Source organism: Nitrosophilus alvini (genome assembly GCF_015100395.1).
GTDB lineage: Bacteria > Campylobacterota > Campylobacteria > Campylobacterales > Nitratiruptoraceae > Nitrosophilus > Nitrosophilus alvini.
Genome location: NZ_AP022847.1, coordinates 1,101,104 through 1,118,513, shown reverse-complemented (window position 1 = coordinate 1,118,513; position 17,410 = coordinate 1,101,104). Strand labels below are relative to the sequence as shown.

Sequence of the window (17,410 nt, the reverse complement as noted above, 5' to 3'; positions counted from 1 at the left end):
AAATTGATAGCAATTGATCTTGGTTCTAATACCCTGCGTATTGTAAAGTTTGACTGTGAAACACTTAAAAAAACTGATGAATTTGAAAAAACCGTAAGAACGGCTGATAAGCTTTATTTAACAGGTATCATATCCAAAGAAGCTACACAAAGGATAATCGACGCCATAATTGAAGCAAAAGAGAAAATCGATTTCGATGACGATATAGAGGCGGTTGCCACCGCTGCATTTAGAAAAGCCGAAAACGCCAAATCTGTTATAGAAGAGATAAAAACAAAAACAGGAATAGAATTTAAGATAATCTCTTCTGATGAAGAGGCCGTTTTTACGGTATATGCGGTAAAGCACAGATTGATTCAGCTTGGCAAAAAAGCGGAAAAATTTCTGGTTGCGGATATAGGCGGTGCCTCTACGGAACTTATTATGTATCACAAGGAGGGAGTAGTTACCGAAAGTTTTGATATAGGTATCGTTACAACGGCACAGCAGTACAAATCAAAAGAGAGTATGCTCATTGGAATCAGAAGAAAGATATCCTCAATGAGAATTTTTATTGATGATATATACGAGCTTTTCGGCATTCCGAAAGAGTTTGTGGCAACAGGCGGAACACCTACTACTTTGGCCGCATTAAAACTGGGATTGACATATGATACGTATGATCCCGAAAAAATCAACGGAACCGTTCTTTATCCGGTCGATCTTGATGAAGCTTTACGAAAATTGGAGTCACTTTCGTTTAAAAAGAGAGAAGAGATAGTAGGAGAGGGCAGAGCGGACCTGATAACGGCAGGAATTCATATACTTAAAGAGCTGCTGAAAGTCAGCGGATTTGATGAAGTTACTGTATGTGACGACGGTTTAAGAGAGGGAGTTGCTCTAATTAATTGCCAAAAAAAGTTGGGTTAAAGGGTTTTTTTAGGTAAAATTACGGCTAATTGATAATGTTTAACTTTAGGAGACAAGATGCAGCAGATCAGCGGCGCACAGATGGTTGTTGAAGCAATGCGCAAGGAGGGAGTCGAAGTTGTTTTCGGATATCCCGGCGGTGCGATAATGAATGTTTACGATGAGATATACAAGCATAAATATTTCCAGCATATTTTGACAAGGCATGAGCAGGCAGCGGTTCATGCAGCAGACGGCTATGCAAGAGCTACGGGTAAAACAGGTGTAGCGTTTGTTACATCCGGTCCTGGATTTACAAATGCGGTAACGGGTCTTGCAACTGCCTATACAGACTCTATACCTCTTGTTGTCATAAGCGGACAGGTTCCCATTTCCATGATAGGCACAGACGCTTTTCAGGAAATTGATGCGGTGGGAATCAGTAGGCCGTGTACAAAACACAACTTCTTGGTTAAAGACGCAAAAGAGCTTCCCTTTATATTGAAAGAGGCCTTTTATCTTGCGAAAAGCGGCAGACCCGGGCCTATACATGTTGATATACCAAAAGATGTAACGGCTCAGATAGCGCCATTTGATTATCCTGATGAGATAAGATTGGAGACTTATAAACCTACATACAAAGGCAATCCTAGACAGATAAAAAAGGCTGTTGCGGCTATTGCTGAAGCTAAAAAACCGGTATTTTATCTTGGTGGCGGAATTATCAGAAGCGGTGCGGCGGAACTTGTAAGAGAGTTTGTAGCGGCTGCCAAGATACCTGCGGTTGAGACTCTGATGGCGAGAGGTACATTGAGATACGATGATCCTATGCTGCTTGGTATGGTCGGAATGCACGGAACATACGCCGCAAACATGGCGATGAGCGAAGCTGATCTGCTTATTGCTTTGGGGCCCAGATTTGACGACAGGGTTACAGGTAAACTTTCCGAATTTGCAAAATACGCAAAAATCATTCATGTGGATATTGATCCTAGTAGTATAGGAAAACTCGTTCATGTTGACTATCCTATTGTGGGTGATTTGAAAAAAGTTTTGGAAGAGATGGTTCCTCTGGCAAAGGAGCAGATAAATCCCGACAGATATGAAAGCTGGAGAGAGATACTGAAAAGGTACGGAGAACTTCACCCATTGAAATATGAAGACAGTGACAAAGTTTTAAAACCGGAGTGGGTTATACAAAGAGTCGGAGAAAAACTAAAAGGCAAAGCGAGAATATCCACAGATGTTGGACAGCATCAGATGTGGACGGCGCAATATTATCCGTTTACCAGACCGAATGAACTTATTACAAGCGGTGGGCTAGGCACTATGGGCTTTGGTTTCCCTGCGGCGATAGGTGTTAAAAGAGGAGTTCAGGAAGAGATATCGATAAACTTTACCGGAGACGGCTCGATCCTTATGAATATTCAGGAACTTATGACCGCTGTGGAATATAGATTGCCCGTTATAAATATAATACTTAATAACAACTATCTGGGAATGGTCAGACAGTGGCAAACTTTCTTTTATGAAAAGAGATATGCGGAGACCGACCTCTCTATGCAGCCCGATTTCGTAAAGTTGGCTGAAAGTTTCGGAGGGATAGGATACAGGGTAAAAACAAAAGAGGAGTTTGACGAAGCACTTGATGACGCGATAAGCAAAGGAGTTGTTGCCCTTATAGATGTTGTAATAGACAGATATGAGAATGTTTTGCCGATGGTACCTGCCGGGGGCTCGCTTTACAATATGATGTTAGAATATAAAGACGAGGGATAAAAGATGCATAAAGAAAGAAGAGTTATATCTGTAATCGTCAAAAATGAACATGGAGTTCTTTCAAGAATTTCCGGACTTTTTGCCGGCAGAGGCTACAATATAGAGACTTTGACCGTTGCTCCCATACCCAACTCTTCGCTCTCAAGGCTTACTATAGTCACTTCGGGAAGTCACAGAGTGATAGAGCAGATTATAAAACAGCTGAACAAACTGATACCTGTTTTGAAGGTTATAGAGCACGAAGAGCTTATAGAAAAAGAGATGGTACTTGCAAAAGTCCCTCTTGAAGAGAGACTGAGTGATGTGGAGGCTCTATGCAGGGCATATAACGGAAGTATCGTAAATGTGGGAAAAGACGGAATTATTGTTATGATTGCAGATGAGCCTACCAGAGTAGCCCATTTTATATACGCTCTTAAAAATTTCAATCCCAAAGAGATTATAAGAAGCGGCGTCGTTGCAATTGAGAGGTAATCCTATGTTGTTGAGTGAATTGGCCAAATCTCTGGAATTGGAACTTGTGGGAGAGGATAGAGAGATAAGGGGTATTGAGAGTTTGGACAAGGCCGATTCTTCTCAACTATCTTTTCTTGAAAATCCCAAATATCTCAAATTGTTGAAAGATACAAAAGCCGCTGCGGTAATTTTGAATAAGAAATATCTAAAAGAGCTGCCTGAAAACGTATCTGCACTAATCAGTGAGGAGCCTTATCTAAGCCTTGCTTATGCCACAAAGTTTTTTGCGAAGCCCCCTTTTGAAAAAGATGGAAAAGAGCCTGAAATTGAAGAGAACGTTACTATCGCTCCAAACGTATATATCGGAAAAGGTGCTGTTATCAAAAAGGGAGTGACTCTGATGCCGGGTGTGTTCGTGGGGGATAATGTAACGATAGAAAAGGGCACACTTATATATCCGAATGTTACCGTTTATCGTGACTGTAAGATAGGCAAAAACTGCATCATACATGCAGGAGCCGTTATAGGAAGCGACGGTTTTGGTTTTGCACATAAAAAAGACGGCACGCATGTAAAGATATATCAAAACGGAAATGTGGTTATAGAAGATGATGTTGAGATAGGAGCCAATACAACGATAGACAGGGCAGTTTTTGGTTCAACTGTTATCAAAAAAGGTGTCAAGATAGATAATCTCGTTCAGATTGGACATAATTGTGAAATAGGCGAGTACTCTATAATAGTATCACAGGTAGGCATATCGGGTTCAACAATCCTTGGACGAAATGTTGTTATGGGAGGGCAGAGTGCTACGGCAGGGCATCTGAAGATAGGTGATTTTGCAACTATAGCCGCAAGAGGGGGAGTTACAAAATCGATCGAGGGCTCAAAAGTATATTCCGGTTTTCCTCTTATGCCTCACAAAGAGTGGCTTAGACTACAGGCGAAACTTTCAAAACTTCTAAAAGAGTAGTGCTATAGGAAAAACCTTTTAGTTTGGTCTTATAATTGTTTGATATACTTTATATTAGAAGTGATGTTAAAATGAAATTAAACTTCAAAAAAGGAGTCGATTATGCCAAAAAATGCCCATATGATAAAGTTCTTCAATCTTTACGGAACAAAGGACGGAGTCGTTACTGTAACTCATCTGACTGAACCTTACGGTAAAAACAGTGAACCTGTTGTAAGTATCGGAATATCTCTAAACGGAAATCTTGAAGAGCCTGAGTGGAAAGTTCATATACCATATGAAAATATAGATGACCTTATAGATGCATTAAATATTGCAAAAAATGAGTTCGGAAAAGACTATATCCCTGAAGAGACTCCAAAAGATGTTGATGAGGGAATAACCGGATAACTAAATGTTACAGGCCAGGATAGTGCAGTAGCCCTCTCCGGCTCCCTCGCTTCCGCCGAATTTCGACCAGTCGATTTTCGGCATCTCTTTGACTCTTTTTTCATACTCTTCTTTTGTTATTTTCGTAAACGGCATCTGTTTGTATACTTTGCCTCTTTTATGCGGAAGCATCGATACAGATTTGATTACAGGTGCGTACATCGCCAGCATGTGCTCTACCTGCTTACCCTCTTTCTCTTCGTCAAAATGTATAGTGCATGAGACCATATTGTCAGACCACTCTCTTTGAAGCATTGCAAGCAAAGAGAACTGTTCCCAGGCAGATACGGAAGTGATAGGTCTTGTTTTTTTATACTCTATAGGAAATTCAAAGACAGTAGTGTTTTCAGAATAGATATCGGGTTCGTTTGGAACACCTGCTTTTATTAAAAATTTACATATGGGAGTGTTGTTTCCTACTCTGATTCTTCTTATGGCATATCTGAAAGGCGGAAAGTGAATGCCGGGACTTGTGCCTGCAAGTATGCTGATCGTACCCGACGGTTTTATGGCTGTAACTCTGATAGAAACCGGAATGCCCGCCTGTTCTGCAAGCATTTTGTTTGTATCTTTTACTATTTTATAACCGTATCTGAGTCTGCGTGTCAGCTCAGTTGCACCTATCTCATCCAGTAGGTCCGCAATACCCGATATACTTACTCCAACTCTTCTGTTTCTTGCTACTATCTTGTTCGTTTCATGTCTATGGGTTGGAAGCAAAGAGACGGTAGATGCGTAAAAAGTTGCATATCTCAAAGCTTTGTAAAACTCATCTTCGTTTTCGCACCTTGTTGGAAAAACTTCAGCAAGATTACACAACTCATAGCTTTCAAGGGCAATTTCCGCACAGGGATTGGAAAGCCATGCTCTGTCATACTCGATGTCACCGAATCTTGCATATTTTCTTACGTTTATAAGGTTTAAAATTCCTGGTTCACCGTTTTTTCTCACAAGTTCGGCAATTTCAGGAAGTTTTTTGAAATCTTCCGTTTTTTCAAAAACTACTGTATTGTTGGACATCCATCCTATATCTTTTCTGTCAGGAAAAATATCGTAATTTTTCAGATTCAGAAAAGTTTCGTCATGGGGCGAGCCTATAGCTATTTCAGCAGAACGTCTCACGTTTCCAGCTACAACGCAGACTCCTATAGAATTGAAAACGTCCGCTATGCATCTTGTTTTGTTTATTTTTCCTTCGATATAGCTATCCATTACGGCTTCAAGTCTTTTATGAAGTTCTTTTAGAGGTTCCGGACCGGATGCAGTTCCGCCAAATCCCCTTATTGGAGAACCTGCCGGTCTTATTTTCGAGTAGTCGAATCTATAGAAAGGTCCGTCACTTACATAGCTGTCAAGCAGCAGTCTGACAGATTTTACCCATCCCTCTCTACTGTCGTCGATAACGTATAGTTTAGGATTTTTTCTATCCGGTTTTTTTGCAAAACCGTCCCACGACATATTAAATCCCACTCCCACTCCGCACATAAGCATATCCATAGCCCAGTCGGCTGAGAGTGCAAGATCTTCGGTATCTACCGCACCGCAGTTGTAGAGGGCGGCACTTCCTCTTTCGTAAATATACGGGGTTCCCATGATCCAGAGACCTCGACCGGGGGGAAGCCACTTCATATCGAAGCAGGTAATAGCAAAGTCATGTGCAAATTCCTGCCATTTTTTTTCATCCCATTCAAGTCCGTTAATGATGTAGTGGTTTTTTCTGATAGAGATGACGCCTTCAATGACACGGATGATAGTATCTACCCAGTGTTCCTGGGAGCCATCCGGTTTTTTACGGCTATAGGTACGGTAGTAGGTGGCTTCCGAAAAAGCGCCGAAACCGAAATTTGGCTTTTTTCCTTTTAGTTTTTCAACTGTTTTTTTGGAAAGTTTGAAACGCTCTTTCACAAACATAATACAGCCTTTGGCATAAGTAATTTATTATACCATCAGCTGTATTAAGTATGAAAGAAAAAATAAAAAATTTTTTAGCTGTTTTTTTGTGTTTCCACAAATCTTTTGATTCTTTCGATACCGTGTCTGATACTTTCGATATCGGTTGCGAAACTAAATCTAAAATAACCGTCTTTTCCAAAACCTATGCCCGGAACGACCGCTACGCCTTCCCTCTCAAGAAGCTCTTTACAAAATTTCATGGAGTCAGGTTCTATCTCTTTGGTGTTAACGAACAGATAAAAGGCACCCTGGGGAGGTAGTACGCTAAGCCCTTCTATATCGTTGAAGAGTTGAACAGCTTCGTCCCTTCTTTTTTTGAACTCTTCTCTCATATACTCTATATCACCGTCTACACTTCCGTCAAGTCCGACTATGGCGGCTTTTTGAGTTATGGAGTTTATATTTGATGTGCTTTGGCTCTGAAGCTTTTTCATTGCTTTTATAAGCTCCGGATCTGCCGCCGCAAGATAGCCAAATCTCCATCCGGTCATCGCTACAGATTTGCTGAGGCCGTTTATGGTTATAGTTCTGTTATACATATCTTCGTTTATAGACGCTGCGGAGACAAATTTTGCATCATATACCAGTTTTTCATACATCTCGTCGCTTGCTATATATATGTCGGTACCTTTTAGAACTTCCGCTATCTCTTCCAGTTCCTCTTGCGAGTACACCGCTCCGGTCGGGTTCGAAGGGGTGGTTAGAACAAGCATTTTTGTTTTTGGTGTTATAGCGTTTTTCAACTGCTCTGCTGTTATCTTGAATTGGCTGTTTTCATCCGTGTCAACGAAAACAGGTTTTCCACCGGAATACTTTACAAGTTCAGGATATGTTACCCAATACGGAGCCGGGATGATAACCTCGTCACCTTCATCTATAAGTGTTTGAAAAAGATTGAAAAGAGAGTGTTTTGCTCCGTTGCTTACGATGATCTGGTTTCTTTTATAATCAAGATTGTTGTCACGTTTCAGTTTTTCACTTATAGCGTCGAGAAGCTCCGGAATTCCTTCAACGGCCGTATATTTTGTAAAACCTTCGTTTATCGCCTCGATAGCCGCTTTTTTGATAAGTTCAGGTGTATCAAAATCCGGCTCTCCCGCCGAAAAACCCAGCACATCTTTTCCGGCAGCTTTTAGCTCTCTCGCAAGAGAAGATATCGCTATAGTCAAAGATTCGGACAATGTTTCTATTCTTTTTGAAAACATTCCACTTCCTTCTAAAAATTTTATGAAATTATAGCTAAATTTTGATGAACAAATAATTGAAAAGCGAGCAGTGACCAGAATGTGTATAGTAAAGTAGCTATTTGTCGTTTTTTTTGGAAAACATGTACTTTATAGCAGCTAAGTAGTATAGAGCAATCGCAGAAAGAGCGATTATAAAGACAGATACGTTGTCCAACTTTACGCCTGCAAAATAGAGAAGCGCTATAAAAAGAATATTTAGAATGAGTATGACAGGAAAGAGAAGCACGATAACTATAATCGAATCAATCATTTCGTTGAGATATTTGATCATATGAATATTTTAGCACAAATGATTCTATATATGATGTATTGTGTTGTGATCATTTTTCGTTGTAAGTCCTTTTAGTAGGCCATTTAAAAATCTCTTTCGTTGTCCTTTTTACAAGAATATAGATTTGTTTAGTTTTTACAGAGAGAAGAGATTTTTATATCCGTTATTGAATAAATCCCAAAATAATTTCAAGTCTATGTTCGATATCGACAATCTCTTCTTCCGTCAGAAGTGTCAAAGGAACTGATTTCAGTCTATTTATATCTATGGCTCTAATTTGATCGCATAAAATATCTGAATCTTTTTCCAATCTGTCTCTTTTGTTTATTCTGAATCTCAAAGGATATGCTTCATCTACAAGTTTTGTAGAAAGAGGTAGTATTATAACAGTGGGATGAGATATCTCGTTTAACATATCTGTCTGCAAAACAAGGACAGGACGGAGCTTCCCAACTTCATTGCCTTTTTTAGGATTGAGATTTGCAAGATATATCTCGCCTCTTTTAATCATCTCTCAATCCGTCAAGATTTGTTTCCTCGAACTCATTTATCTCCTCAGACAGACTGCTTCTGACTTTAAACGAAGCTTCTTGAACTTTTTTCTTCAAATTTTTTTTATACAGATTTTTTTCATACTCTCTTACAGCTTCTCTTATGAGCTCGCTTTTGGAAATATGAAGATTTTTGGCTAACTTTGATATCTTTTCAAAAAAATTATCATCTGTTTTTAATGTTATCGTTTTCATGTTTTCTCCTACTTATTTACGTATTACCATTTTAAGTAAAATTAGAGTAGTTGTCAAGGAGATAGTTTATTTGTAATAGATTTTTACAAGTGGCTGTCGATTTTTTCTAATATCAATATTTTGTTCTTTTTATTGCAAAACACTCTTCGCAATCGTATGAAGGGTTGATGCAGACGACTCTTTTTAGAGCTACGCCCATTGTACCCCTGACCATGGAGCCTATAAATCTGGGAGGTTTGTACTCTTTTTTTTCAGATTCCACTTCTGTTTTAAGGTAGATGTATCTCATAATCAATCTTTCATAGCTTTTATGAACGCTTCATAGATGTGATCTAGCTCTTTGTCTTTTTCCAGTATGTTTTTGTCGCCGGTTAAGATCGCATGTTCGAGAACAGCCACTCTTTTTACAAGATATTCGAAGATCTCTTTATTTATATCCGGCAGTTTGTTGTGGCTTAGAGGCGATTTGTCTCTTCCTTTTACGATGATTTTTGCAGGTATGCCAACTGCGGTGGAATCGTCAGGCACATCTTTTACAACTACCGAATTGGCGCCTATTTTTGCATTTTTGCCTACCGTTATGTTTCCAAGTACCTTTGCGCCGGCTCCTATGACGGCTCCGCTTTTTACGGTAGGATGTCTTTTGCCTTTGAGTAGACTCACTCCTCCTAGGGTAACCTGCTGATATATCAGAACATCATCTTCAACTACCGCCGTCTCTCCTATAACAAGACCTATACCGTGGTCAATGAATACGCGTCTTCCTATCGTTGCCGCTGGATGGATATCTATTCCGGTAAAAATCTGGTTTATGCCCATTATCATTCTTGCAAGTAGTTTAAGACCCTTTTTGTGAAGGGCGTTTGCTATCCTGTACCAGAAAAGCGCCCAAACGCCCGGATAGTTTGTCAAAAGTTCAAATTTAGAGTGTATTGCAGGGTCTTTTTGAGAAACTACGGAAAAATCCTCTTTTATTATCTGCCACAAAGATGCTTTTTTCATCAGCCTTCCTTTTTGGTAACCATTTTCAGATAACTGTTTTCATGCAGATGAAAAGCCAGCTGTTCCAATATCTTCTCTTTTTCATCTATTTTAATTTTATCAGATTCTGCGATGTTTGTTTTTAGTCTGCTTTGCAGATCATTTATATCATAATCAAGATCATATAAAATATCGAGAATACTCTGAGCTTCTACGATATTTTCAAGAGTGTATCCCTCTTCTTCGAACTCTACAGTCACTTCGGTAGGGTGGGTGAAAAGGTTGTGTTTCATGCCTAACGTCTCCTGATAGGCGCCTACAAGAAAGAAGGCTAAAAAATACTCCTCTTTTTTTACATCGATATCGTGCAGATATAGAGGATAGTCTATATTAAAATCGATCTCACCGTCACTGTCACATGTTATGTCCCAGAGCGATGCGCTTCTAGTAGGGGTTTTGTCCAGATGGCTTAGCGGCATCACCGGGAAACGCTGTTTTAATCCCCAGAAATCTGGCAGGCTTTGAAAAAGAGAGAAGTTCAGAAGATATCGCTCTTGAACCCTGTCCTGTATTCTTTTAAGTTCCTGCGAATTAGAGGAGGTTGTCAGCTCAATCGCTTTTTTGATGATGAGATGTACGAGAATTTCGGTGTTTGACCTGTCCTGAAGGTCTATATATCCAAGATCGAAAAGAGTCAGCAAAGACTCCATATGATCGAGGCTGTCGTGAAGGTACTCTATGGCGTTTGCACTGTTTATCGTTTTATAAAGATCGTATAGCTCTTCTATCAAAGGAGGGTTCTCTTTTTTTAGTTTCAGGCCCTTTTCGGTGTATTCCTGTGAAAAGAGCTCCAGTACCGGTGCGATAAGTACTGCATGGCTTGCCGCTATGAACCTTCCGGATTCTGTATATATCATAGGCTCTGCAACGCCTTTTTGCGCTGAAATCTCTTTTAGCAGATAGACCACATCGTTTGTAAACTCAGTAAGGGTATAGTTTCTGTTGTGAATATTTTCATGCTGGGAGTATTCAACGGCAAGACCCCCGCCAAGGTTGATGGCGTCGAGGTTTTTCGCACCCATTTTTCTAAGTTCGGCATATATGTTTCCCGCTTCTCTAAGGGCTTTTTTTACAGGGGCTATTTCGCTTATCTGGGATCCTATATGAAAATGTATCATTCTGAACTTCTCAAGAAGATTGTTCGATTTTAAAAGATCAACCGCTTCGAGAAGCTCCGTAGAAGTGAGTCCAAATTTGGAATTGATGCCGCCGCTTTTTGCCCATATACCTATACCGGAGCTGTGCAGACGAATCCTCAGACCTATATTGGGGAGAGGTTCTCCTAGCTCTTTTGCAACTTCGAGTATGGTTTCGAGTTCGTTTAGACCTTCTATGGTCAAAGTTATGTCATATCCCATTTTTGCCGCGATAAAACCGAGGCTTATCATGCCTTTATCTTTGAAGCCGTTTACCGTGATGGGGGCGTTTTTGTTATTGTAGGCCATCGCTATGATAAGTTCGGCTTTACTTCCCGCTTCAAGTCCATAGTTGTACTCCTGTGCAATATCCACAAGAGATTTTATGAAGTTTGGAAACTGATTTACTTTCAGCGGAAAAACGGCATTGAACCCCCCTCTGTAGTCAAAAGTGTCGATCGCTCTGTTAAATTGCGTATAAAGAGAATCTATCTGTTTTTTTATAAGGTGTGGAAATCTTATGAGTATAGGTCCTCTTACACCTGTGTCTCTGATTTTTTTTGTAATTTCTATCAAAGAGGGCTTGACGGAATGGTTTACCTTTACCAGTCCGTTTTCGATGATAAAGTCATCTTTTGCCCACTGTTTTATGCCGTAGTCAAACATTTGCTCTCCAAATCAGAACTGTTCCAGATCTATAACTTTTTCTTTCTTGTTTTCAAGATCTTTTACCCATATTGTTCCGTTTTTGATCTCTTCCTCTCCGATTATAGCCGCATATTTTGCATTTGCCTTGTCTGCAGCTTTGAGATGGGCTTTCAGGCTTTTCTTTCTATATTCCATAAAGACTTTTTCTTTTTCTCTTTTCTTATGTGCCAGAGTGAAAATAGTGTCTATAGCATTTTCGCTCAAAGCGCCAAGATAGATCCCTTCTCTTTTTGTTTCCGGCATCTCTATCAGATCCAGAATCCTCTCCATTCCGATGGCAAAACCTATGGCCGGAGTGGGTTTGCCGCCCAAAAACTCTACAAGTCTATCGAATCTTCCCCCACCGGCTACCGCGCTTTGGGCACCTATCTCGGCACTGACAAATTCGAATGCGGTTTTAGTGTAGTAGTCGAGACCTCTTACAAGATTGGGGTCTACCTCGAATGAGACGCTGTTCTTTTTTAGAAGCTGTTTTAGCTTTTCAAAGTCGTTTTTGCACTCTTCACAAAGGTTGTCCAGAAGTTTTGGCGCCTCTTTGAGCTCTTTTTGGCAGTTTTCTATCTTGCAGTCAAGAACTCTTATCGGATTGGTGTCAGTTCTTCGTATACAATCGACACAGAGTCTGTTTTCGAGCCCTTCTAGATAATCAACCAGTTTTTTTCTGTACAGAGGCATACAGTTTGGACAACCTAGGGAGTTTATTTTGAGCGAATATTTTATTTTGAAAAAGTCCAGTATATCTTTTATAAGCAAAATCATATTCGCATCTTCATATACGCTTCCTTCGCCGAAAGTTTCGCAGCCGAACTGATGAAACTCTCTGAGTCTTCCCTTTTGCGGTCTTTCGTATCTGAACATAGGGCCGTAATAGAAAAATCTGTATGTCTGCTGCATACGGTCCAGTTTGTGTTCTATGAAACTTCTGACGATTCCGGCCGTGCCTTCCGGGCGAAGACATACGTCGTTTCCCCCTTTGTCTATAAACTGATACATCTCTTTGCCCACAATGTCGCTGCTTTCTCCCACACTTCTTTTAAAAAGAGCGGTCTCTTCAAGAAGAGGCGTTTCTATATATCTGAATCCGTACCTTTCGGCTATTTTTGTGGCGTTTTCTATAAAATATAAAAATTTATCGCTCTGCGGCGGAAGAATATCTTTCATACCCCTTAAAGCTTTTATAGTCATTATCTTCCCTTTTCGATAAAGTCGGAAATTTTGTGGTTTATTGTCTCTTTATCCAAAGAAGCGTCTATAAAAAGATGTTCGATACCTGTTTTGAGTATGGTTTTTTTCATGATTTCCTGAACTTTCAAAAGATACTCTACGCCTCTCGCTTCTATGGTATCGAGTTTTTCTGTGTGCATTCTTTTTAGCAGCGCATCTTTGGATATCTCTATCAGGACGATTTTGTCCGGCTCTATATTTTCCATAGCGAAACTGTTCAGCCAGAGCAGGGTCTCAAGATCTATATTTTCTTTTACATGAGCGTATGCCACCCCTGATACAAAACCTCTATCACTGATGATCAGTTTTTCGATATTTGGTTTTATAACCTTTTGAATATGTTCGTTTCTGTCGGCAAGAAACAGCAGTGCTTCCGCTCTTGGGCTGATATTTTTTGTATTTAGTACTATATCTCTTATCTTTTGTCCAAATGGCGTTCCACCAGGCTCTTTAGTAAAGAGAGCTTTGGGATATCTTTTTTTCAAAAGCTCTATCTGGGTGCTTTTACCCGCTCTGTCTATTCCTTCCAAAATAACATACATAGTTTGCCTTGTTTTATAACTGGAGATTTGAAAGCTTTTCTACTTTCTATCTATTTCCTCCAACACTTCCAATACCTCTTTGGGTACCAGATGAGATATGTCTCCTCCGTATTTCAAAATAGTCCTGACGACGGAAGAGCTGATGAATGCGTTTTTGAGACTTGGCATCAGATATACGGTTTCTAGATCCTCTTTCAAAGACTGGTTGGCATACCCCATCTGCAACTCATACTCAAAGTCGCTTACGGCTCTTAGTCCTCTTATGATGACATTTGCATCCACTTTTTCGCAGAAATCCACCAAAAGAGTATCGAAACTGACCACTTCAACATTTTTGTATGATTTGATCGCTTTTTTTGCCATCATGATTCTTGTTTCGATATCAAACATAGGTTTCTTTTCACTTGAAACAGCAACGGCGACTATGACGCTCTCAAAAAGAGTTGCCGCTCTTTTGATGATATCCATATGCCCCTTTGTTATAGGGTCAAAAGTACCGGGATATACAACTTTTTTCATTCAAAAACCTTTTGCTGCTAAAATGAAAGCTTTCAGATTTACAATCAATACTCTCTTACCCTTCCCATCTTTTAAACAGCGAATTTTTGATTCCAAGTAAATCGAACCATTTTCCGATTATAAAATTTTCCATATCTTCAAGATTTTTCGGTTCACTGTAATAACCCAGAACCGGAGGCGCTATTATAACATTTAACATAGAGAGTTTATGCATATTTTCAAGCGCTATTGGGCTAAAGGGCAATTCTCTTGGAGCAAGAAGCAGTTTTTTTCGCTCTTTTATCATTACGGAAGCTGTTCTTGTCGTTAGATCGTCTGATATTCCTACGGATATTTTTGCCAGTGTATTCATAGAACAGGGCACTATCATCAAGGCGTCAAGGCCGAAACTTCCGCTAGCAGGTTTTTCCCATATATGTGAGTTGTTAAAAATCTTCTCTTTCTCCTCTTTTTGGGCCACTTTAACGGCATTTTCGTTTACGATAAGATATTTTTCATATGTTTCGGGAATTTTTTCATATGTTTTGATACCGAGTCTAACGCCGCTTGCACCGCTTATAGCTACCGCTACTTTCAATAGAAGCCTTTTTATGATATTTGGAAGGTTTTATTATACTAATATATGACTGAAATAAATCAAAAAAATCGGAAGAAAAGGAAGAATATATGGAGCGGGAGACGGGATTCGAACCCGCGACCCCAACCTTGGCAAGGTTGTGCTCTACCCCTGAGCTACTCCCGCATCCGCATGGTACCGAGGGCGGGACTCGAACCCGCACGGGGTTGCCCCCACGAGATTTTGAGTCTCGCGTGTCTACCAGTTTCACCACCTCGGCTTGAATAGCGGAATTCTATAATATAAAAACTTAAAGGAGAGTTAACCCGGGCCTTTAAGAAAGACCCGGAAAGTTATGAGTTTCAGGCAGTCAGTTTATTTTGCAACCGCTTCTTTTAGTTTTTTTCCTACTCTGAATTTTACTACTGTTGTAGCAGGAACTTTAACAACTTTGTTTGTACCCGGAACTTTTGCTTCTCTTGCCGCTCTTTTAGCAGTTGTAAATGTTCCGAAACCTATGAAAGACACATCTTCGCCACTCTTCAATGCCTCCGTGATTGTCTCAAGAGCCGCATCGATAACTCTTTGGGTATCTTTTTTAGATAGCCCTGTTTTTTCTGCAACAGCTGCGATAAAATCGGCTTTTTTCATCGTACATCCTTTATGAAAAAAATTTACATTTCAATTGTACAGAGTTTTTTTAAAAAATTCAAGTAATTTTGGCTATTTTTTGCCTTAAAATGGTGCAAAAGGTGTATTAATAGATAAAAAAGACAAATTTTTGCTTTTATTTTTATAAAAATTTTAAAAGAACAGTATTTCCCATTATAACGAGTAGAAATGGAAATCATAAAATTATATTTAAAAAAAAGAGTCTTTTTATTTTTAAAAATTCCGACTGATTATTAAGTTGATAATTTAACTTTTAATATCTATTTTTTTGTTATATTTATAATAAATTTTGGTGGAGCCTACATGAAAAGACTTCTTTTAGTGGAAGATGATGTGACGCTGGGAGAGACTCTAAAAGAGCTTCTGGAAGCGGACAATTTTGATGTTACATGGGTTAAAGACGGTGAAAAAGCGCTGGATGAGACATTTGCAAAAGAGTATGATCTGCTTCTTTTAGATGTGAAAGTGCCTTTTATCAACGGTTTCGAACTTTTAAAAGATTTAAGAGAGAGCGGAAACAGCACGCCGGCTATTTTTATAACGGCTCTTACTGATATAAACTCTTTATCGCAGGGATTTGAGTCCGGAGCAGATGATTATATAAAAAAGCCTTTCGATTTTGATGAACTTTTGATAAGAATCAAAGCTCTTATAAAAAAAAGTTTCAATTCTCACAGCAATATTATTAAATACAGAAATATCAGTTACGATATAGAAAAAGAGGAGATTAAAAGAGACGGTGAAACGATACATCTGCCACCATTCGAAAAGAAGCTGTTGAAAGTTTTTTTGCAAAATATAGGAAAAACTATCAGTAAAGAGGAGATTGCTTTGAAGATATCCGAAGGTGAAGAGATAAGCGAAAAAGCTTTGCGTGTTCATATAAACAAGCTGAGAAAAGCGGGGTTTGATATAAAAAATATGAGAGGAATCGGATACAGACTTGAGGAGGAAGCTTGAAAACATATGAAAAAAAAGCTTTCTGGAAGTTTTTTGCTATCTATTTTGCATCTGTTGCGATACTTATAACCGTTTCCGGATATTTTTATTTTCAACAACAAAAAGAGACGTTTATTTCAAAAGAGCAGTTTTCGATGATATTATATGCGAGAATGTTGAAAACTTCAAACTTCAACTATAAAAGAGAAGGGTTTACATATGAAATATTGAAAAAAGAGATAAAAAATTTCAATCCTCAAAATCTGAAACTGACAGAGTGCTGTTTTGAAAAAATTGTACCCAACAGAAACAATTTGGGGTATCTTTTGATAAAAAAAGATAGAAAAGAGTTTGACGAAAACATAAAAAAGCTTCTATTAAAGATAATTGTCGTCGAATTTTCTTTGCTTTTTCTTTTTGGTGTGATAAGTTTCTACCTTTCAAAACTCTCATTAAAGCCTATGCAAGAGACCATAAAACGTCTGGACTGGTTTGCAAAAGATCTTATACATGATCTGAACACTCCTGTAACGTCGATTCTTTTAAATATAAAACTTTTGAAAAAAGATCCTTTGTGCAAGGGTAAAAAGGAGCTCTCAAGAATTGAGACAAGCACAAAGGAGATAGCATCTTTATATAAAAATTTAAATATTTTGCTGGAAGAAAAAACATTCAAAATGGAAAAAATAGATATATGCCCTTTGATAAAAGAGATGGCAGAAGAGTATTCATTGAAATTCAGGAATATAAAAATAAGTGTAGAGTGCAAAAGTTTTGAAGTGAAAGTAAACAGTGCCGCTATAAAACAGATACTTCACAATTTACTTACAAATGCCTGTAAATATAATGTAGAGGGCGGTTCTGTAAAAATCTGGACAAAAAACAGAACTCTTTATATCAAGGATACAGGCAAAGGTATTGAAAATGTCGATTTGATATTTAAAAGGTATTATAAAGAGCAAAAAAGCGGCAGTGGGATAGGACTGCATATAGTCAAAACTTTATGTGATGCAATGGATATAGAAATCGAGGCGGAATCCAAAAAAAATTTTGGTACCGTTGTTATGCTCTCTTTTCCCTAATTGAACCTTTTATTATAAAAAGCCCAGTTCGGCAAGTATAGGCATAAGACTGGCCGATATCTCTTCTGCTTTTGCCGCAATATCTCTAACGGCATTTTTATCCTCTCTCCACTCTTCAAGCCTGGCTATTATTCTTTTTTTCTCTTCCTCATCCATTCTGTTAGACTTTTTGACCGCTTCAATAATTTTCTCTATTTTTTCTGTATGCTCTTTTCCCATACTCTACTCCTTTTTTATAATTATTACATA

21 protein-coding genes and 2 tRNA genes are annotated in these 17,410 nt (G+C 38.9%); 7 read left to right on the top strand and 16 right to left on the bottom strand.

Annotation, left to right across the window (positions count from 1 at the left end; genetic code table 11):
- The first annotated feature begins 3 nt into the window (after positions 1-3).
- From EPR_RS05760 to EPR_RS05740, 5 genes are all read left to right on the top strand, one after another.
- Entirely contained in the window at positions 4-909 is a 906-nt protein-coding gene (locus EPR_RS05760) for a Ppx/GppA phosphatase family protein (protein WP_200762302.1), read from the top strand.
- A 57-nt stretch (positions 910-966) separates the two neighbouring features.
- Entirely contained in the window at positions 967-2,667 is a 1,701-nt protein-coding gene (locus EPR_RS05755; RefSeq protein ID WP_200762301.1) for an acetolactate synthase large subunit, read from the top strand.
- A gap of 3 nt (positions 2,668-2,670) precedes the next feature.
- A complete protein-coding gene (gene ilvN / locus EPR_RS05750; RefSeq protein WP_200762300.1) occupies positions 2,671-3,141 on the top strand; it encodes an acetolactate synthase small subunit in 471 nt (156 codons plus the stop codon).
- Between the two features lie 4 nt (positions 3,142-3,145).
- Positions 3,146-4,096, top strand: coding sequence for a UDP-3-O-(3-hydroxymyristoyl)glucosamine N-acyltransferase (gene lpxD, locus EPR_RS05745; protein WP_200762299.1), 951 nt, complete (start codon positions 3,146-3,148; stop codon positions 4,094-4,096).
- 102 nt (positions 4,097-4,198) lie between these two features.
- Positions 4,199-4,486, top strand: coding sequence for a hypothetical protein (locus EPR_RS05740; protein WP_234697089.1), 288 nt, complete (start codon positions 4,199-4,201; stop codon positions 4,484-4,486).
- Here the strand turns inward: EPR_RS05740 and EPR_RS05735 are convergent, their stop codons facing one another.
- The 15 genes from EPR_RS05735 to EPR_RS05665 form a co-directional block, all read right to left on the bottom strand.
- Complete coding sequence (locus EPR_RS05735; RefSeq protein WP_200762298.1) at positions 4,487-6,436, bottom strand: glycyl radical enzyme family protein; 1,950 nt, start codon at positions 6,434-6,436, stop codon at positions 4,487-4,489.
- A 74-nt stretch (positions 6,437-6,510) separates the two neighbouring features.
- A complete protein-coding gene (locus EPR_RS05730) occupies positions 6,511-7,683 on the bottom strand; it encodes a pyridoxal phosphate-dependent aminotransferase (RefSeq protein ID WP_200762297.1) in 1,173 nt (390 codons plus the stop codon).
- Positions 7,684-7,780: 97 nt separating this feature from the next.
- A complete protein-coding gene (locus tag EPR_RS05725) occupies positions 7,781-7,996 on the bottom strand; it encodes a hypothetical protein (protein WP_200762296.1) in 216 nt (71 codons plus the stop codon).
- Positions 7,997-8,159: 163 nt separating this feature from the next.
- On the bottom strand, positions 8,160-8,507 hold the full coding sequence (locus EPR_RS05720; protein ID WP_200762295.1) for a type II toxin-antitoxin system PemK/MazF family toxin: 348 nt from the start codon (positions 8,505-8,507) through the stop codon (positions 8,160-8,162).
- Complete coding sequence (locus EPR_RS05715; protein WP_200762294.1) at positions 8,500-8,742, bottom strand: ribbon-helix-helix protein, CopG family; 243 nt, start codon at positions 8,740-8,742, stop codon at positions 8,500-8,502. The genes EPR_RS05720 and EPR_RS05715 overlap by 8 nt, the downstream gene beginning before the upstream one ends.
- Before the next feature lie 112 nt (positions 8,743-8,854).
- Positions 8,855-9,031 carry a hypothetical protein gene (locus EPR_RS05710; protein ID WP_200762293.1) on the bottom strand — a complete coding sequence of 59 codons (177 nt, stop codon included), beginning with the start codon at positions 9,029-9,031 and terminating at the stop codon, positions 8,855-8,857.
- 2 nt (positions 9,032-9,033) lie between these two features.
- Entirely contained in the window at positions 9,034-9,744 is a 711-nt protein-coding gene (gene cysE / locus EPR_RS05705; RefSeq protein ID WP_200762292.1) for a serine O-acetyltransferase, read from the bottom strand.
- Positions 9,744-11,585 (bottom strand): biosynthetic arginine decarboxylase, encoded by a 1,842-nt coding sequence (gene speA, locus EPR_RS05700; RefSeq protein ID WP_200762291.1) that lies wholly within the window; start codon positions 11,583-11,585, stop codon positions 9,744-9,746. Before speA ends, cysE begins: the two co-directional genes overlap by 1 nt.
- 12 nt (positions 11,586-11,597) lie before the next feature.
- Positions 11,598-12,812 carry a histidine--tRNA ligase gene (gene hisS / locus EPR_RS05695; protein ID WP_200762290.1) on the bottom strand — a complete coding sequence of 405 codons (1,215 nt, stop codon included), beginning with the start codon at positions 12,810-12,812 and terminating at the stop codon, positions 11,598-11,600.
- Entirely contained in the window at positions 12,812-13,393 is a 582-nt protein-coding gene (tmk, locus tag EPR_RS05690) for a dTMP kinase (RefSeq protein WP_200762289.1), read from the bottom strand. Before tmk ends, hisS begins: the two co-directional genes overlap by 1 nt.
- A gap of 39 nt (positions 13,394-13,432) precedes the next feature.
- On the bottom strand, positions 13,433-13,912 hold the full coding sequence (coaD, locus tag EPR_RS05685) for a pantetheine-phosphate adenylyltransferase (RefSeq protein WP_200762288.1): 480 nt from the start codon (positions 13,910-13,912) through the stop codon (positions 13,433-13,435).
- 55 nt (positions 13,913-13,967) lie between these two features.
- A complete protein-coding gene (locus tag EPR_RS05680) occupies positions 13,968-14,489 on the bottom strand; it encodes a UbiX family flavin prenyltransferase (RefSeq protein ID WP_200762287.1) in 522 nt (173 codons plus the stop codon).
- A gap of 90 nt (positions 14,490-14,579) precedes the next feature.
- Positions 14,580-14,654 (bottom strand) — tRNA-Gly (locus EPR_RS05675).
- 7 nt (positions 14,655-14,661) lie between these two features.
- Positions 14,662-14,748 (bottom strand) — tRNA-Leu (locus tag EPR_RS05670).
- A 95-nt stretch (positions 14,749-14,843) separates the two neighbouring features.
- Positions 14,844-15,119 (bottom strand): HU family DNA-binding protein, encoded by a 276-nt coding sequence (locus EPR_RS05665; protein ID WP_200762286.1) that lies wholly within the window; start codon positions 15,117-15,119, stop codon positions 14,844-14,846.
- 324 nt (positions 15,120-15,443) lie between these two features.
- Between EPR_RS05665 and EPR_RS05660 the strand changes: the two genes are divergently transcribed.
- Both EPR_RS05660 and EPR_RS05655 read left to right on the top strand, forming a co-directional pair.
- Complete coding sequence (locus tag EPR_RS05660; RefSeq protein WP_200762285.1) at positions 15,444-16,100, top strand: response regulator transcription factor; 657 nt, start codon at positions 15,444-15,446, stop codon at positions 16,098-16,100.
- Complete coding sequence (locus EPR_RS05655) at positions 16,097-17,161, top strand: sensor histidine kinase (protein WP_200762284.1); 1,065 nt, start codon at positions 16,097-16,099, stop codon at positions 17,159-17,161. The genes EPR_RS05660 and EPR_RS05655 overlap by 4 nt, the downstream gene beginning before the upstream one ends.
- Positions 17,162-17,173: 12 nt before the next feature.
- Here the strand turns inward: EPR_RS05655 and EPR_RS05650 are convergent, their stop codons facing one another.
- Positions 17,174-17,380: a hypothetical protein gene (locus EPR_RS05650; protein ID WP_200762283.1), complete on the bottom strand. Its 207-nt coding sequence runs from the start codon at positions 17,378-17,380 to the stop codon at positions 17,174-17,176.
- Between the last annotated feature and the right edge of the window lie 30 nt (positions 17,381-17,410).

Bases quoted from the DNA above. Each gene is read 5' to 3' on its own strand.
- EPR_RS05755 (WP_200762301.1), top strand. From the start codon at position 967: ATGCAGCAGATCAGCGGCGCACAGATGGTTGTTGAAGCAATGCGCAAG.
- ilvN (WP_200762300.1), top strand. From the start codon at position 2,671: ATGCATAAAGAAAGAAGAGTTATATCTGTAATCGTCAAAAATGAACAT.
- lpxD (WP_200762299.1), top strand. From the start codon at position 3,146: ATGTTGTTGAGTGAATTGGCCAAATCTCTGGAATTGGAACTTGTGGGA.
- EPR_RS05740 (WP_234697089.1), top strand. From the start codon at position 4,199: ATGCCAAAAAATGCCCATATGATAAAGTTCTTCAATCTTTACGGAACA.
- EPR_RS05735 (WP_200762298.1), bottom strand. From the start codon at position 6,436: ATGTTTGTGAAAGAGCGTTTCAAACTTTCCAAAAAAACAGTTGAAAAA.
- EPR_RS05730 (WP_200762297.1), bottom strand. From the start codon at position 7,683: ATGTTTTCAAAAAGAATAGAAACATTGTCCGAATCTTTGACTATAGCG.
- EPR_RS05725 (WP_200762296.1), bottom strand. From the start codon at position 7,996: ATGATCAAATATCTCAACGAAATGATTGATTCGATTATAGTTATCGTG.
- EPR_RS05720 (WP_200762295.1), bottom strand. From the start codon at position 8,507: ATGATTAAAAGAGGCGAGATATATCTTGCAAATCTCAATCCTAAAAAA.
- EPR_RS05715 (WP_200762294.1), bottom strand. From the start codon at position 8,742: ATGAAAACGATAACATTAAAAACAGATGATAATTTTTTTGAAAAGATA.
- EPR_RS05710 (WP_200762293.1), bottom strand. From the start codon at position 9,031: ATGAGATACATCTACCTTAAAACAGAAGTGGAATCTGAAAAAAAAGAG.
- cysE (WP_200762292.1), bottom strand. From the start codon at position 9,744: ATGAAAAAAGCATCTTTGTGGCAGATAATAAAAGAGGATTTTTCCGTA.
- speA (WP_200762291.1), bottom strand. From the start codon at position 11,585: ATGTTTGACTACGGCATAAAACAGTGGGCAAAAGATGACTTTATCATC.
- hisS (WP_200762290.1), bottom strand. From the start codon at position 12,812: ATGACTATAAAAGCTTTAAGGGGTATGAAAGATATTCTTCCGCCGCAG.
- tmk (WP_200762289.1), bottom strand. From the start codon at position 13,393: ATGTATGTTATTTTGGAAGGAATAGACAGAGCGGGTAAAAGCACCCAG.
- coaD (WP_200762288.1), bottom strand. From the start codon at position 13,912: ATGAAAAAAGTTGTATATCCCGGTACTTTTGACCCTATAACAAAGGGG.
- EPR_RS05665 (WP_200762286.1), bottom strand. From the start codon at position 15,119: ATGAAAAAAGCCGATTTTATCGCAGCTGTTGCAGAAAAAACAGGGCTA.
- EPR_RS05660 (WP_200762285.1), top strand. From the start codon at position 15,444: ATGAAAAGACTTCTTTTAGTGGAAGATGATGTGACGCTGGGAGAGACT.
- EPR_RS05650 (WP_200762283.1), bottom strand. From the start codon at position 17,380: ATGGGAAAAGAGCATACAGAAAAAATAGAGAAAATTATTGAAGCGGTC.